The following is a 15,218-nucleotide window of genomic DNA, read 5'->3' as shown; positions in this document are numbered from 1 at the left end:
ACATGACCTTGACCGAATTGCGTTACATCGTAGCCGTCGCACAAGAACGTCACTTCGGACGTGCCGCACGACGCTGCTTTGTCAGCCAGCCCACCCTCTCCATCGCCATCAAAAAGCTGGAGGAAGAGCTGTCGGTATCCCTGTTCGACCGTAGCAGCAACGACATCATCACGACCGAAGCGGGCGAGCGCATTGTCGCCCAAGCCCGCCGAGTTCTGGAAGAAGCGGAACTCATCAAGCACCTTGCCAATGAAGAGCAAAACGAATTGGAAGGCGCGTTCAAACTCGGCCTGATTTTCACCGTTGCCCCCTACCTTCTGCCCAAGCTCATTACCGCGCTGCGTGAAACCGCGCCGAAAATGCCGCTGATGCTGGAAGAGAACTATACCCACATCCTGACCGAGTCGCTCAAACGTGGCGATGTCGATGCAATCGTCGTTGCCGAACCGTTCCAAGAGCCGGGCATCGTGACCGAGCCTCTGTATGACGAACCTTTCTTCGTCATTGTTCCCAAAGGCCATCACTTTGAAGAACTCGATGCCGTTACTCCTCAGCTTTTGGGCGAAGAACAAGTGTTGCTGCTGTCCGAAGGCAACTGTATGCGCGACCAAGTGTTGGCAAGCTGTTCCGAATTGGCTTCCAAACAAAAAATCCAAGGTTTGACCAATACCCTGCAAGGCAGCTCCATCAACACCATCCGCCACATGGTTGCCAGCGGTTTGGCCATCAGCGTCATGCCGGCTACCGCATTGACCGAAAACGACCATATGCTTTTCAGTATTATCCCGTTTGAAGGCAATGCGCCGCACCGCCGTGTTGTTTTGGCCTATCGCCGCAACTTTGTCCGCCCGAAAGCACTGACTGCTTTGCGCACTGCTATTTTGCAATCGCAACTGACCGGTGTAACCTTCGTCAACGAATAAACCGCAAAACAAAAGGCCGTCTGAATGTTCAGACGGCCTTTTTATTTTTAACCGAATAAAGGATTAGTAGTGGGTATGAACTTGACTGCCGATAACGCCACCCAAAGCCGCCCCACCCAAGGTAGAGCCGGTATCGCCACCAATCAAGTTACCTGCCACGCCACCCAATACCGCACCAGCAGCAGTGTTGCGTTGGGTTTGGGTCATATTGGCACATGCACCCAAAGAAGCGGCCAGCATGATCAAGGTCACAGTTTTTGCAAAAGTTTTCTTCATGGTTTGATTCTCCATCAGGGGTTAAGCTGTATATGAAACAGTATGGCACAACCTTTCATTAATATATTTTCTGATAAGTAAAGACAGATTAAACTAAGATAACGCCCTTGATGAACGGTTAAATGCGAAAATAAACGGCAATTCCAAAAGAATATTTATAAAATTTAATATATTTGGCATAAAATTGCGCATACATCAACCGCATTCGGTAGTGATACAATGACGACTTGTCTGAATTACCGGAAACACCTGTCATGAGTATCTACGCACTGGCACACATCATCCACGTTTATTGCGCGATTGCCTTTGTCGGCGGCGTATTTTTCGAAATGCTGGTCCTCTCCGTTTTACACACCGGCCGCGTTTCACGCGAATCGCGCCGCGAAGTCGAACGTGCCATGTCCTATCGTGCCGTCCGCGTGATGCCGCCTGTCGTCATTACCCTGTTCATCAGCGGCATTGTGATGGTGTACAACCGCTACCTGCCGATACTGCACCACCCATTCGACAGCTCCTTCGGCATCATGCTGAGCATCAAAATCCTGTTGGCAATAAGCGTTTTGGTACATTTTGCCATCGCCGTCGTCAAAATGGCACGGCATACCCTTACCGTCGGCTGGTCGAAATACATACACGCCGTTGTCTTCAGCCATATGCTGTTTATAGTCTTTTTTGCCAAGGCGATGTTCTACCTGTCTTGGTAAACCTTACCCATACCCCACACACAAGGATTTTTTATGACCCAATACCCGTCCGTCGGCTCGCCGATGTTTTACGGCATCTTCTTTATTGCCGTCTTAATCATGATCGCCATCGATATGGTATCGCTGAAAAAAAACGGCGCCCACAAAGTCAGCATCAAAGAAGCCCTCGCTTGGAGCGGCGTTTGGGTGGCCGTATCCTGCGCATTTGCAGGCTGGCTCTATTTTGAATTGGCGGGCAACCCGACTTATGGGGCCGTTGTCGCCAAAGAAAAAGTCCTCGAATTCTTCACCGGCTATGTGCTTGAAAAATCCCTTGCCGTTGATAACATCTTCGTTTTCCTGATGATTTTCAGCTACTTCAAAGTCGAACCCAAATTCCAACACCGCGTCCTGCTCTATGGCGTATTCGGCGCCATCGTCCTGCGCGCCATCATGATCTTCATCGGCGCAACCTTGGTACAACAATTTGAATGGATTTTGTACCTCTTCGGCGCATTCCTCTTATACACCGGCATTCACATGATGAAGCCCGAAGCCGAAGCTGAAGAAGACCTTTCCCAAAACAAGATCCTGACTCTGCTCAAAAAAGTCATCCCGACCAGCCAACAGTTTGACGGTGAAAAATTCTTTACCATTGAAAACGGCAAACGCATCGCTACGCCGCTTTTACTGGTATTGATTATGATCGAATTGAGCGACGTCATCTTCGCCGTGGACAGCATTCCCGCTATTTTTGCCGTAACCACCGACCCTTTCATCGTTCTCACTTCCAACATTTTTGCCATCTTGGGCCTGCGTGCCATGTACTTCCTGCTGGCAGACTTTGCCGAACGCTTTATTTTCCTCAAATACGGCTTGGCTTTCGTATTGAGCTTTATCGGTATCAAGATGCTGATTATGCACTGGGTACATATCCCGATTTCCATTTCCCTGTCCGTCGTCTTCGGCGCACTGGGAGCGTCCATCCTGACTTCTTTGGTGTATACGCGTCAGCAAGAGAAAAAATAATCTGCCGATATAAAAAGGCCGTCTGAAAAACATTTTTTCAGACGGCCTTTTGGTATCGGACACCAGCTTATTTAGCAGCGTCTTTCAATTTGTCGGCAGCTTCTTGAGTTGCATCGGCAGCTTTACCCAAAGCATCTTTAGCCGCATCTTTGGCAGCATCTTTAGCATCAGAAACCGCATCTTTAGCTTCTTCAACCGCTTTACCGGCAGTTTCTTTAGCATCGGAAATTGCTTTCTCCGCAGTTTCCTTCGCATCGGCACCGGCTTCTTTAGCGTCAGAAACAGCCTGTTCAGCAGCGCCTTTAGCTTCGGAAGCAGCAGCATCGGCAGCAGAAGCCGCGTGTTCGGCAGCAGCGTTCACATCAGAAGCAACGGCAGAAGCCGCTTCTTGAGTTTCCTGTTTCGCCTCTTGAGAACAAGCAGCCAAACCAGCTACCATCATCGCAGCAATCAATAATTTTTTCATGTTGTATATCCTTTGGTCTAAAAAATATCCATCAGAACTGACAGATTAGAAAATCATAACATAATTAATACTCAAAAAAGGAAGAATTAACGCCAAATAACAGCCGATTTACGTTTTTTGAAAAAAATTTCAAAAAAACAGTTGACAAAAAGAAACACGTTTCCTATAATACACAGCTTATCGGGTCGTTAGCTCAGTCGGTAGAGCAGCGGACTTTTAATCCGTTGGTCGAGCGTTCGAATCGCTCACGACCCACCAAATATGAAAACCTGCTTTAAAAAAAGCAGGTTTTTTTATATTCTCCATCAAGCCTTTCTTCACTCGATACCTACTTTATTATCAACATCAAGAATATTCGAGCTTTGTCACAATGCTGTTATAGATATAACTCAAAGCATCACCAACCTCTTGAATCAATCAAACCCAACTCCCCACCCATCACCTTTTTCTAAAAACTTCCAAATACCTACCATCAACCCACGCCAAATCCTCTTGTATGCCAGACAATTTAGGCATAGACTAAAACTACATCCAACTACAACAACAGGAGAAGGTTTGATGAAACAACTGTCTATGTATATCAACGGCCGCTTTGAAACCGACTTTAACGGCACATGGCGTGATGTTTTGAATCCGGCAACCGAAGAAGTCATCGCGCGTGAGCCTAAAGGCGGAAAAGCCGATGTTGATCGTGCCGTTACCGCGGCCAGAGATGCACAAACTGCATGGGAGCGTTTGCCTGCCGTTGAGCGCGGCGCATACCTGCGTAAAATTGCCCAAGGCATCCGCGAACGAGCCGACGAGCTGACTGACACCATTGTTGCCGAAGGCGGCAAAACCAAAGATTTGGCACGTATTGAAGTCATGTTCACTGCCGATTATCTCGATTATCAAGCCGAATGGGCGCGCCGTTATGAAGGCGAAATCATCCAAAGCGACCGTCCGCGCGAAAACATTTTATTGTTCAAACGTCCTTTGGGCGTGATCGCCGGCATTTTGCCGTGGAACTTCCCATTCTTCCTGATCGCCCGCAAAATGGGCCCGGCTTTGGTAACAGGCAATACCATCGTCGTCAAACCAAGCAGCGTTACCCCGATTAACTGCCACATCTTTGCTGAAATCGTTCATGCTTCAGGCTTACCGGCCGGCGTATTCAACGTCGTCAACGGCCCAGGCGCAGAAATCGGCAATGCCTTGGCATCACATCCGCAAGTCGATATGGTCAGCCTGACCGGTTCTGTCGATGCCGGCCGTCAAGTGATGGAAGCTGCCGCCATCAACATCACCAAAGTCTCACTGGAACTGGGTGGCAAAGCCCCTGCCATCGTCCTGAAAGATGCCGACTTGGATCTGGCCGTCAAATCCATCTTGGCTTCACGCGTGGGCAATACCGGCCAAATCTGTAACTGCGCCGAACGCGTGTATGTCCACAGCAGCCTGAAAGACGCATTTATTGAAAAAATGACCGCCGCCATGAAAAGCGTGCGCTACGGCAACCCGGCCGAAGCCGAACCCGGTGCACTGGAAATGGGTCCGCTGATTGAAGAGCGCGCCGTAAAATCCGTTGCCGAAAAAGTCGAACGCGCAGTCAAACAAGGCGCTACACTGGTCTGCGGCGGCAAACGTGCCGACGGCAAAGGCTACTTCTTCGAACCTACCCTGCTGACCGATATCGACAACAGTATGGACATTATGAAGGAAGAAACCTTCGGCCCCGTCCTGCCGGTTGCCACTTTCGACACACTCGATCAAGTCATCGCCTTGGCAAACGACAGCGAATTCGGCCTGACCAGCTCCGTCTATACCACCAATCTGAATGAAGCGTTTTATGTAACCCGCCGCCTGCGTTTCGGCGAAACCTACATCAACCGCGAAAACTTCGAAGCCATGCAGGGCTTCCATGCCGGTTGGAAAAAATCAGGTATCGGCGGCGCGGACGGTAAACATGGTTTGGAAGAATATCTGCAAACCCAAGTCGTTTATTTGGAAACCGATATCTAACTGCCGATACGGCCCTTCATAAAACAAAAGGCCGTCTGAAGTTGATTTTTCAGGTTAAACTGCACCCCAAAAGTTGCTACTCCAACTAACAAGGTGCAGTTTTTTATAACTAATTTTTATTAAATAGGAAAGTAACCATGTTGCACAAAATCGGGATGATAAGCGCATTGATCTTGGGTTTTGCCATGCCGGCTGCTGCCGAATGTTTGATTCAAAAAGACAGTATCGGAGGAATTAAATTAGGGCAGAACTTAAAGCAGGTAAAACAGAAATTCCCGAAGGCAAAAATGGAAAGAGAAAGCGATGCCGAAGGTGTGGCGTTTGTTGCCATTACGCTGTCGAAAGACGTTATGGTTTTGGCTTTTCAAAATGGAGACAACGATCCTGATTCTCCTATAAAACTCCATAAAAAAATTAATTTTTTGGAGACCGATTCTCCTACCTGTCACACGGCTTCAGGTGTACACCCGGGCATGAAGATTAAAGACGCAGAAGCCAAGCTAGGCAAAGTCAAAGGAATCCAACTATCAGAAATCGAAGCGCGTGAATACGCAACATTTGCCCGTCAACCGAAACATTTCGGATTTAGAGTAGAGCAGGGAGCAGGGATTTATCCGGGTAAAGGTGAAGCACCGAATCAAACTCGGCATTACCGTCAAACAGGACGTATTGAGGCAATTTCCGTATCTCAATCCAGAGGTTTTGATAATTGAAGAGCAAGATATTAGACAGAATGAACTGCACCCCCAAAGTTGCCCTCTAACTAACAAGGTGCAGTTTTTTATGACCCAATATATATTACACTTCAAATACTAAGCCATATTCCACTAGCTGCACATAATGTAACCATACAGCACAGACCAATACTGTATCTCACGCACCCATCTGCGACGTTGGATAACCGCCTGTCAGGAAAGCGGCATCGGCGCATTCAAACCCTTCAGTCTAAAATCATGATCGACCACCGCAAAAATCCCTTCATCGCCGACAAGCCGATCACAAAAATACAGCTTGGGGAGGCAGTTCAGGTTTCAGACGGCCTTTCTGCCTTTATAGAAAAAAACACCGACATCGCGTAAAATAGAGCCAATTTTTCACTTTATTCAGGCCGTCTGAAAACTCCGGCAGCCTGACTCATTTTTCCGGAAAACACCATGAGCGAACAAAACAATCCGCAAATCGAGCCGCAGTTGGACGAAAACCAAATCATCGCCCTGCGCCGCGAGAAACTGCACAACATCCGCAAAGAACGCAACGCCTACCCTAACGATTTCAAACGCGACAGCTTTGCCGCCGACCTGCATACCCAATACGGTGAAATCAGCAAAGAAGAACTCGACCCGCAAGGCATTCCCGTCAAAGTTGCCGGCCGCATGATGCTCAAACGTCAAATGGGCAAAGCCAGCTTCGCCACCATTCAAGACGTTACCGGTCAAATCCAGCTTTATTTGAACAACAAAGGCGTGAGCCAAGAAGTTTTGGACGATTTCAACCACTGGGACTTGGGCGACATCGTCGGCGCGGAAGGTACTTTGTTCAAAACCAACCACGGCGAATTGACCGTGCGCGTGTCCAACATCCGCCTGCTGTCCAAATCCCTGCGCCCTCTGCCGGACAAACACAAAGGTTTGAGCGATCAGGAAACCAAATACCGTCAACGCTACGTCGATTTGATTGCCAACGAAGAGTCGCGTAATACCTTCATCAAACGCAGCCAAATCATCCAATCCGTGCGCAATTTCATGGTCAACGAGCATTATTTGGAAGTTGAAACCCCAATGATGCACCCAATTCCGGGCGGTGCGACAGCGAAACCGTTCGTTACCCACCACAATGCCTTGGACATTCCGCTCTACCTGCGCATTGCGCCTGAGCTGTATCTGAAACGCTTGGTTGTCGGCGGTTTGGAACGCGTGTTTGAAATCAACCGCAGCTTCCGTAACGAGGGTATGTCCGTGCGCCATAACCCTGAATTCACCATGATCGAATTCTACGAAGCCTTCTCCGACTACGAACGCATGATGCAAATGGCGGAAGACATCATCCGCAACGCTTCCCGCGCGGTAAACGGCACGGCGAAAATCAGCTACAACGGCAAAGAAGTCGATTTGGAAAGCCCATTTGAACGCCTGACCATTCTCGGTGCCATCAAAAAATACAATCCGCACTACACCGATGAGCAGTTGAACGATGAAGAATGGCTGAAAAAAGAAATCGTCAAACACGGCGAAAGCCTGCCTCCTTCTCCAGGCATCGGCAGCCTGCAACTTGCCCTGTTTGAAGGTTGCGCCGAGGGCAAACTGTGGAACCCGACTTTCATCATCGACTACCCTGTCGAAGTATCGCCATTGGCACGTGCATCCGACAGCAAACCAGGTTTGACCGAACGCTTCGAGCTTTTCGTGGTCGGTCGCGAATTGGCAAACGGCTACTCCGAGTTGAACGATCCGGAAGACCAAGCCGAACGCTTCAAAGCGCAAGTGGCGCAAAAAGACGCCGGCGACGACGAAGCCATGCACTACGATGCCGACTACATCCGCGCTATGGAATTCGGCCTGCCGCCGACAGGCGGCTGCGGCATCGGTATCGACCGCTTGGTAATGTTGCTGACCGATTCGCAAACCATCCGCGACGTGATCCTGTTCCCTCAAATGCGTCCCGAATAACGCATTGAAATAAAATCAAGGCCGTCTGAAAACAAGACTCTGTTTTCAGACGGCCTTTTTGTTCAAATATGTAAAACGGAAGAGTTTAAATCAATAAATCCTTTACATCATAATAATAAAATTACATGATAATCAAAAAGATAATATAAAAAAGAATATGTAAACGTTTTTCAGTTTGTTGACAGTCTGCTAGAATACATCCAGTTACAGACAGCCTCCACACACAGGCCGTCTGAAAATGCAGAAACTCTGAAAGGTTTGTATGGATCAATTTTTCGAACAGCTTCACGGCTGGATAAACGCCATCAACGACCCAATGTGGTCGGGGTTGGTATATATGCTTTTAGGCGCAGGCCTCTTTTTCACCGTTACCACCGGTTTTGTACAATTCCGCCTCTTCGGCCGCAGTATCAAAGAAATGCTGGGCGGCCGCAAACAAGGTGATGATCCGCACGGAATCACACCGTTCCAAGCATTTGTTACCGGCTTGGCCAGCCGCGTAGGCGTGGGCAACATCGCCGGCGTGGCGATTGCCATCAAACTCGGCGGGCCGGGCGCGGTGTTCTGGATGTGGGTAACTGCCTTAATCGGCATGAGTTCGGCGTTTGTCGAATCTTCACTGGCCCAACTGTTCAAAATCCGCGACTACGACAACCACCACTTCCGCGGCGGCCCTGCCTACTACATCACTCAAGGCTTGGGACAAAAATGGCTGGGCGTTTTGTTCGCCCTGAGCCTGATTTTCTGTTTCGGCTTTGTATTTGAAGCCGTACAGACCAATACCATCGCCGATACCACCAAAGCGGCATGGGGCTGGGATCAACACTATGTCGGCGTCGCCCTGGTCATTCTGACTGCCCCGATTATCTTCGGCGGTATCCGCCGCGTATCCAAAGCCGCGGAAATCATCGTTCCGCTGATGGCGGTTTTATATCTCGTCATAGCACTCTTCATCATTGTTACCAATATTTCCCTGATTCCTGACGTGTTCGGTCAGATTTTTTCCAACGCGTTCAACTTCGATTCGGCTGCAGGCGGTTTCCTCGGCGGTCTGATTTCGACCACCATGATGCAGGGTATCAAACGCGGCCTGTATTCCAATGAGGCGGGTATGGGTTCCGCGCCGAACGCCGCAGCCGCAGCCGAAGTGAAACACCCCGTCTCCCAAGGCATGATTCAAATGCTGGGCGTTTTCGTCGATACCATCATCGTCTGCTCATGCACCGCCTTTATCGTCTTGACCTATCAACAGCCTTACGGCGACCTGAGCGGTGCGGCGCTGACCCAAGCGGCAATCGTCAGCCAGGTAGGCGAATGGGGAGCGGGCTTCCTTGCTGCCATCCTGTTTATGTTTGCCTTTTCAACCGTTATCGGCAACTATGCCTATGCCGAGTCCAACGTCCAATTCATCAAGAGCCATTGGCTGGTTACCGCCGTTTTCCGTATGCTGGTTTTGGCATGGGTCTACTTCGGTGCAGTTGCCAACGTACCCTTGGTATGGGATATGGCAGACATGGCCATGGGCATCATGGCATGGATTAACCTCGTTGCCATCCTGCTCCTGTCCCCACTTGCCTTCCTGCTGTTGAAAGACTACACAGCCAAGCTGAAAATGGGCAAAGACCCAGAGTTCAAACTCTCTGAACACCCTGGCTTGAAACGCAAAATCAAATCCGATATCTGGTAACACCAAAGGCCGTCTGAAATTTCAGACGGCCTTTTTAATCCCTGCCATTTAGACAAAACGATGCCCCTTAAAGCAGAAGCCTTTAAGGGGCAGAGCGTTGCGGCCCATCTTTTCAGACGGCCTTATTGTAGCAACGTTTCTCATTTCGCAGTGCAACAATATGGACAGATTCTAATTCCAAATCGACACCCAGTCAAGCATTTCATTTGCATAGTAATACTTACCTAGGATATATTTATACTTACCAAACATCACATTACGGAGAAACTGATGGCTGCATTCAAACCCAATCCAGTCAACTACATCCTCGGCCTCGATATCGGCATCGCATCCGTCGGCTGGGCGATGGTAGAAATTGACGAAGAAGAAAACCCCATCCGCCTGATTGATTTGGGCGTGCGCGTATTTGAGCGTGCAGAAGTACCGAAAACCGGCGACTCTCTTGCAGCGGCAAGACGCTTGGCACGCAGCGTCCGCCGCCTGACCCGCCGTCGCACCCACCGCCTGCTTCGAGCCCGTCGCCTATTGAAACGCGAAGGCGTATTACAAGCCGCCGATTTTGATGAAAACGGCTTGATCAAATCCTTACCGAATACCCCATGGCAACTTCGCGCCGCCGCATTAGACCGCAAACTAACGCCTTTAGAGTGGTCGGCAGTCTTACTACATTTAATCAAACACCGCGGCTATTTGTCGCAAAGAAAAAACGAGGGCGAAACTGCCGATAAGGAGCTTGGCGCTTTGCTCAAAGGCGTAGCCGACAATGCCCATACCTTACAGACAGGCGATTTCCGCACACCGGCCGAATTGGCTTTAAATAAATTTGAAAAAGAAAGCGGCCATATCCGCAACCAACGTGGCGATTATTCGCATACGTTCAGCCGCAAAGATTTGCAGGCGGAGCTGAATTTACTGTTTGAAAAACAAAGAGAATTCGGCAATCCTCATGTTTCAGACGACCTTAAAGAAGGTATTGAAATCCTGCTGATGACACAACGTCCCGCCCTGTCCGGCGATGCTGTTCAAAAAATGTTGGGGCATTGCACCTTAGAGCCGACAGAGCCGAAAGCCGCTAAAAACACCTACACCGCCGAACGTTTCATCTGGCTGACCAAACTGAACAACCTGCGTATTTTAGAGCAAGGCAGCGAGCGGCCATTGACCGATACCGAACGCACCACGCTTATGGACGAGCCATACAGAAAATCCAAACTGACTTACGCACAAGCCCGTAAGCTTTTGGATCTAGACGATACCGCCTTTTTCAAAGGCTTGCGCTATGGTAAAGACAATACAGAAGCCTCAACATTGATGGAAATGAAGGCCTACCATGCCATCAGCCGTGCGCTGGAAAAAGAAGGATTGAAAGACAAAAAATCCCCATTAAACCTTTCTCCCGAATTACAAGACGAAATCGGTACGGCATTCTCCCTGTTCAAAACCGATGAAGACATTACAGGCCGTCTGAAAGACCGTGTTCAGCCCGAAATCTTAGAAGCGCTGTTGAAACACATCAGCTTCGATAAGTTCGTCCAAATTTCCTTGAAAGCATTGCGCCGAATTGTGCCTCTCATGGAGCAAGGCAAACGTTACGATGAAGCCTGCGCCGAAATCTACGGAGACCATTACGGCAAGAAAAATACGGAAGAAAAGATTTATCTGCCGCCGATTCCAGCTGACGAAATCCGTAACCCAGTCGTCTTGCGCGCCTTATCTCAAGCCAGAAAAGTCATTAACGGCGTGGTTCGGCGTTACGGCTCCCCTGCACGTATTCATATTGAAACGGCAAGGGAAGTAGGCAAATCGTTTAAAGACCGCAAAGAAATCGAAAAACGCCAAGAAGAAAACCGTAAAGACCGGGAAAAAGCCGTCGCCAAATTCCGAGAGTATTTCCCCAATTTTGTCGGCGAACCCAAATCCAAAGATATTCTGAAACTGCGCCTGTACGAGCAACAACACGGCAAATGCCTGTATTCGGGCAAAGAAATCAACTTAGGCCGTCTGAACGAAAAAGGCTATGTCGAAATCGACCATGCCCTGCCGTTCTCGCGCACATGGGACGACAGTTTCAACAATAAAGTGCTGGTATTGGGCAGCGAAAACCAAAACAAAGGCAACCAAACCCCATACGAATACTTCAATGGCAAAGACAGCAGCCGCGAATGGCAGGAATTTAAAGCGCGTGTCGAAACCAGCCGTTTCCCGCGCAGTAAAAAACAACGGATTCTGCTGCAAAAATTCGACGAAGATGGCTTTAAAGAACGCAATCTGAACGATACGCGCTACGTCAACCGTTTCCTGTGTCAATTTGTTGCCGACCATATGCGGCTGACAGGTAAAGGAAAAAGACGTGTCTTTGCATCCAACGGGCAAATTACCAATCTGTTGCGCGGCTTTTGGGGATTGCGCAAAGTGCGTGCGGAAAACGACCGCCATCACGCCTTGGATGCCGTCGTCGTTGCCTGCTCGACCGTTGCTATGCAGCAGAAAATTACCCGTTTTGTACGCTATAAAGAGATGAGCGCGTTTGACGGTAAAACCATAGATAAAGAAACAGGAGAAGTGCTGCATCAAAAAACACACTTCCCGCAACCTTGGGATTTTTTCGCACAAGAAGTCATGATTCGCGTATTCGGCAAACCGGACGGAAAACCCGAATTTGAAGAAGCGGATACCCCCGAAAAACTGCGTACCCTGCTCGCAGAAAAATTATCTTCTCGCCCCGAAGCCGTACACGAATACGTTACGCCACTATTTGTTTCGCGTGCGCCTAATCGGAAGATGAGCGGTGCACATAAAGATACTTTGAGATCTGCTAAACGATTTGTTAAACATAATGAAAAAATTAGTGTTAAACGAGTATGGTTAACCGAAATCAAGTTGGCCGACCTTGAAAATATGGTTAATTATAAAAATGGTAGGGAAATTGAGCTATATGATGCTCTTAAAGCACGTTTAGAGAAATATGGAGGTAATGCTAAACAAGCATTTGACCCTAATAACAATCCGTTTTATAAAAAGGGAGGACAACTGGTTAAAGCTGTAAGGGTCGAAAAAACCCAAGAGAGCGGAGTCTTATTAAATAAAAAAAATGCTTATACCATTGCAGATAATGGAGACATAGTACGTGTTGATGTGTTCTGTAAAGCGGATAAGAAAGGAAAAAATCAGTATTTTATTGTTCCCATCTATGCTTGGCAGGTTGCTGAAAACATTCTTCCTGATATTGATTGTAAAGGATACCGGATTGATGATAGCTATACATTCTGTTTTAGCTTGCATAAGTATGATCTGATTACTTTTCAGAAAGATGAAAAATCTAAAGTAGAATTCGCCTACTATATCAACTGTGATAGCTCTGATGGACGATTCTATTTAGCTTGGCATGATAAAGGCTCTAAAGAACAGCAATTCCGTATTAGCACCCAAAATCTTGTATTGATGCAAAAATACCAAATCGACGAATTGGGCAAAGAAATCAGACCATGCCGTCTGAAAAAACGCCCGCCTGTCCGTTAAATTAATCTATCCCTGTTTCAGACGGCCTGAAGCAGGGATTTTTTATATCAAAATAAGGGGAAAAACATGACTTGGCGCAGCCTACTTATTCAAAACGGCGGCAAACTATCTTTGCAACGTCGGCAACTGCTGATTCAACAAAACGGCGAGTCCCACACCGTACCATTAGAAGACATCGCCGTTATCATCATCGAAAACCGCGAAACCCTGATTACCGCCCCGCTCTTATCAGCCTTAGCCGAACATGGCTCAACCCTGCTGACATGTGACGAACAGTTCCTGCCCTGCGGACAATGGCTGCCTTATGCCCAATATCACCGCCAACTTAAAATCCTCAAGTTGCAGCTGAATATAAGCGAACCCTTAAAAAAGCAACTCTGGCAACATATCATCCGCCAAAAAATCCTAAATCAAGCATTTGTCGCAGACGAAACAGGCAATGATCTTGCAGCCAAACGACTGCGCACTTTGGCAGTCGAAGTCCGTTCGGGCGATACAGGAAACCGTGAAGCCCAAGCTGCCGCCCTCTACTTCCAAGCCCTCTTTGGAGAAAAGTTTACTCGCAGTGACAACAATGCCGTCAATGCCGCATTGAACTACACCTACGCCGTACTCCGTGCAGCAGTTGCACGCACCCTGACCTTATATGGCTGGTTGCCTGCATTAGGCTTGTTTCATAGAAGCGAACTAAATCCATTCAACCTCGCCGATGACTTTATCGAACCCTTACGCCCATTGGCTGACCTGGTCGTTATGCATTTGTATGAACAAGGCCGTCTGAAAACTGATCTGACACCCAATATAAAACAAAACCTTACCAAGACCCTTCACTGTCAAATCTGCATCGAACAGCAACATTTCAGCACCTTGGCTGCCATAGACCAAATGATTTCCTCATTTCAAGCCAGCGTAACCAATAAAAACGCCAAACAGCTGAAACTGCCTGAAATCTTGCCATTGAAAGAATACCAATATGAGTGAAGCCAAATTTATGAGGATTATTATCTTCTTCGACCTACCGGTTACCACTGCAGCAAAACGCAAAGCCGCTAATCAATTTCGCCAGTTTCTATTAAAAGATGGATACCAAATGCTCCAACTTTCCGTATACAGCCGTATTGTCAAAGGTCGTGATTCGTTGCAAAAACACCACAATAGGCTATGCACAAACCTACCGCAAGAAGGTTCAATCCGCTGTTTGGAAGTGACAGAAAAGCAATATGCCACCATGAAACTGCTGTTGGGAGAGCTGAAAACCCAAGAAAAAAGGGTAAATTCCGACCAACTATTATTATTTTAAGTCCTATTTTTCAGACCAAATAAAATGGGAAACCCTTATAGAATAAGGGTTTCCCGTTGAGGTATTGTAGCACTGCGAAATGAGAAAGGGAGCTACAACCGCTGGCTGCGCCAATACACCGCCTTGAACATTGTAGCACTGCGAAATGAGAAAGGGAGCTACAACGTCAGACTTGAAGAATATTAAAAAGCTGGTATTGTAGCACTGCGAAATGAGAAAGGGAGCTACAACTCAGCATATGAGCTTGCTGATGGTGAGTTGATTGTAGCACTGCGAAATGAGAAAGGGAGCTACAACATTCATTAAGAACCAACCATTGCTTGAGAGATTGTAGCACTGCGAAATGAGAAAGGGAGCTACAACATTAGTAGCTAGTTTAAGAAATATACCTAAATTGTAGCACTGCGAAATGAGAAAGGGAGCTACAACTTCAGAATTGACCGTATAGACGGCGGCGTTATTGTAGCACTGCGAAATGAGAAAGGGAGCTACAACTAGATATATAAGATAGCGTTTATTAACGGCATTGTAGCACTGCGAAATGAGAAAGGGAGCTACAACTAGGCTTGCTGTTTGCCAAAATGCTTGCTTATTGTAGCACTGCGAAATGAGAAAGGGAGCTACAACTTCGTGAACGTCGTGGCTATCAATGGCTTCATTGTAGCACT

Annotated in this window: 13 protein-coding genes, 1 tRNA gene and 1 CRISPR repeat array; of the genes, 12 read left to right on the top strand and 2 right to left on the bottom strand. The window is 47.9% G+C overall.

Translation table 11 applies throughout. The features are described 5' to 3' along the window. Positions 1 to 2 precede the first annotated feature (2 nt). Complete coding sequence (locus ACTHS8_RS08675; RefSeq protein WP_004520212.1) at positions 3 to 923, top strand: hydrogen peroxide-inducible genes activator; 921 nt, start codon at positions 3 to 5, stop codon at positions 921 to 923. A gap of 63 nt (positions 924 to 986) precedes the next feature. On the opposite strand, the gene ACTHS8_RS08670 is transcribed toward ACTHS8_RS08675, so the two are convergent. Continuing rightward, complete coding sequence (locus ACTHS8_RS08670; RefSeq protein WP_154954168.1) at positions 987 to 1,199, bottom strand: glycine zipper 2TM domain-containing protein; 213 nt, start codon at positions 1,197 to 1,199, stop codon at positions 987 to 989. 254 nt (positions 1,200 to 1,453) lie between these two features. Between ACTHS8_RS08670 and ACTHS8_RS08665 the strand changes: the two genes are divergently transcribed. Both ACTHS8_RS08665 and ACTHS8_RS08660 read left to right on the top strand, forming a co-directional pair. Continuing rightward, the gene (locus tag ACTHS8_RS08665) at positions 1,454 to 1,903 is read left to right on the top strand and encodes a CopD family copper resistance protein (RefSeq protein WP_049330770.1); all 450 of its coding nucleotides are present in this window, start codon (positions 1,454 to 1,456) and stop codon (positions 1,901 to 1,903) included. Between the two features lie 33 nt (positions 1,904 to 1,936). Next, on the top strand, positions 1,937 to 2,911 hold the full coding sequence (locus ACTHS8_RS08660; RefSeq protein ID WP_440373478.1) for a TerC family protein: 975 nt from the start codon (positions 1,937 to 1,939) through the stop codon (positions 2,909 to 2,911). Between the two features lie 67 nt (positions 2,912 to 2,978). On the opposite strand, the gene ACTHS8_RS08655 is transcribed toward ACTHS8_RS08660, so the two are convergent. Further along, a complete protein-coding gene (locus ACTHS8_RS08655) occupies positions 2,979 to 3,377 on the bottom strand; it encodes an Ag473 family lipoprotein (RefSeq protein ID WP_188209984.1) in 399 nt (132 codons plus the stop codon). A gap of 182 nt (positions 3,378 to 3,559) precedes the next feature. On the opposite strand from ACTHS8_RS08655, the gene ACTHS8_RS08650 reads away from it, so the two are divergent. From ACTHS8_RS08650 to cas2, 9 genes are all read left to right on the top strand, one after another. Then, positions 3,560 to 3,635 (top strand) — tRNA-Lys (locus ACTHS8_RS08650). Between the two features lie 300 nt (positions 3,636 to 3,935). Next, positions 3,936 to 5,378 (top strand): aldehyde dehydrogenase, encoded by a 1,443-nt coding sequence (gene aldA / locus ACTHS8_RS08645; protein WP_440373477.1) that lies wholly within the window; start codon positions 3,936 to 3,938, stop codon positions 5,376 to 5,378. A gap of 137 nt (positions 5,379 to 5,515) precedes the next feature. After that, positions 5,516 to 6,091 (top strand): hypothetical protein, encoded by a 576-nt coding sequence (locus ACTHS8_RS08640; protein ID WP_440373476.1) that lies wholly within the window; start codon positions 5,516 to 5,518, stop codon positions 6,089 to 6,091. A 240-nt stretch (positions 6,092 to 6,331) separates the two neighbouring features. Next, positions 6,332 to 6,457 carry a hypothetical protein gene (locus ACTHS8_RS08635; protein WP_283129670.1) on the top strand — a complete coding sequence of 42 codons (126 nt, stop codon included), beginning with the start codon at positions 6,332 to 6,334 and terminating at the stop codon, positions 6,455 to 6,457. A gap of 75 nt (positions 6,458 to 6,532) precedes the next feature. Next, entirely contained in the window at positions 6,533 to 8,044 is a 1,512-nt protein-coding gene (gene lysS / locus ACTHS8_RS08630) for a lysine--tRNA ligase (RefSeq protein WP_049323415.1), read from the top strand. A 262-nt stretch (positions 8,045 to 8,306) separates the two neighbouring features. After that, positions 8,307 to 9,731, top strand: coding sequence for an alanine/glycine:cation symporter family protein (locus ACTHS8_RS08625; protein ID WP_440373475.1), 1,425 nt, complete (start codon positions 8,307 to 8,309; stop codon positions 9,729 to 9,731). Positions 9,732 to 10,001: 270 nt separating this feature from the next. Continuing rightward, the gene (gene cas9, locus ACTHS8_RS08620) at positions 10,002 to 13,250 is read left to right on the top strand and encodes a type II CRISPR RNA-guided endonuclease Cas9 (protein ID WP_440373474.1); all 3,249 of its coding nucleotides are present in this window, start codon (positions 10,002 to 10,004) and stop codon (positions 13,248 to 13,250) included. A 66-nt stretch (positions 13,251 to 13,316) separates the two neighbouring features. Further along, a complete protein-coding gene (gene cas1, locus ACTHS8_RS08615; RefSeq protein WP_440373473.1) occupies positions 13,317 to 14,231 on the top strand; it encodes a type II CRISPR-associated endonuclease Cas1 in 915 nt (304 codons plus the stop codon). Next, the gene (cas2, locus tag ACTHS8_RS08610; protein ID WP_063076233.1) at positions 14,224 to 14,550 is read left to right on the top strand and encodes a CRISPR-associated endonuclease Cas2; all 327 of its coding nucleotides are present in this window, start codon (positions 14,224 to 14,226) and stop codon (positions 14,548 to 14,550) included. Before cas1 ends, cas2 begins: the two co-directional genes overlap by 8 nt. 63 nt (positions 14,551 to 14,613) lie before the next feature. After that, a CRISPR array of direct repeats spans positions 14,614 to 15,177; the repeat unit is 36 nt; unit sequence ATTGTAGCACTGCGAAATGAGAAAGGGAGCTACAAC. Positions 15,178 to 15,218 lie beyond the last annotated feature (41 nt).

This window comes from Neisseria sp. P0016.S008, assembly GCF_051957775.1.
Classification (GTDB): domain Bacteria; phylum Pseudomonadota; class Gammaproteobacteria; order Burkholderiales; family Neisseriaceae; genus Neisseria; species Neisseria flavescens_B.
Note: the sequence above shows the minus strand (reverse complement) of the source record. Positions and strands in the feature narration are given on the sequence as shown.

Bases quoted from the DNA above. Each gene is read 5' to 3' on its own strand.
- ACTHS8_RS08675 (WP_004520212.1), top strand. From the start codon at position 3: ATGACCTTGACCGAATTGCGTTACATCGTAGCCGTCGCACAAGAACGT.
- ACTHS8_RS08670 (WP_154954168.1), bottom strand. From the start codon at position 1,199: ATGAAGAAAACTTTTGCAAAAACTGTGACCTTGATCATGCTGGCCGCT.
- ACTHS8_RS08665 (WP_049330770.1), top strand. From the start codon at position 1,454: ATGAGTATCTACGCACTGGCACACATCATCCACGTTTATTGCGCGATT.
- ACTHS8_RS08660 (WP_440373478.1), top strand. From the start codon at position 1,937: ATGACCCAATACCCGTCCGTCGGCTCGCCGATGTTTTACGGCATCTTC.
- ACTHS8_RS08655 (WP_188209984.1), bottom strand. From the start codon at position 3,377: ATGAAAAAATTATTGATTGCTGCGATGATGGTAGCTGGTTTGGCTGCT.
- aldA (WP_440373477.1), top strand. From the start codon at position 3,936: ATGAAACAACTGTCTATGTATATCAACGGCCGCTTTGAAACCGACTTT.
- ACTHS8_RS08640 (WP_440373476.1), top strand. From the start codon at position 5,516: ATGTTGCACAAAATCGGGATGATAAGCGCATTGATCTTGGGTTTTGCC.
- ACTHS8_RS08635 (WP_283129670.1), top strand. From the start codon at position 6,332: ATGATCGACCACCGCAAAAATCCCTTCATCGCCGACAAGCCGATCACA.
- lysS (WP_049323415.1), top strand. From the start codon at position 6,533: ATGAGCGAACAAAACAATCCGCAAATCGAGCCGCAGTTGGACGAAAAC.
- ACTHS8_RS08625 (WP_440373475.1), top strand. From the start codon at position 8,307: ATGGATCAATTTTTCGAACAGCTTCACGGCTGGATAAACGCCATCAAC.
- cas9 (WP_440373474.1), top strand. From the start codon at position 10,002: ATGGCTGCATTCAAACCCAATCCAGTCAACTACATCCTCGGCCTCGAT.
- cas1 (WP_440373473.1), top strand. From the start codon at position 13,317: ATGACTTGGCGCAGCCTACTTATTCAAAACGGCGGCAAACTATCTTTG.
- cas2 (WP_063076233.1), top strand. From the start codon at position 14,224: ATGAGTGAAGCCAAATTTATGAGGATTATTATCTTCTTCGACCTACCG.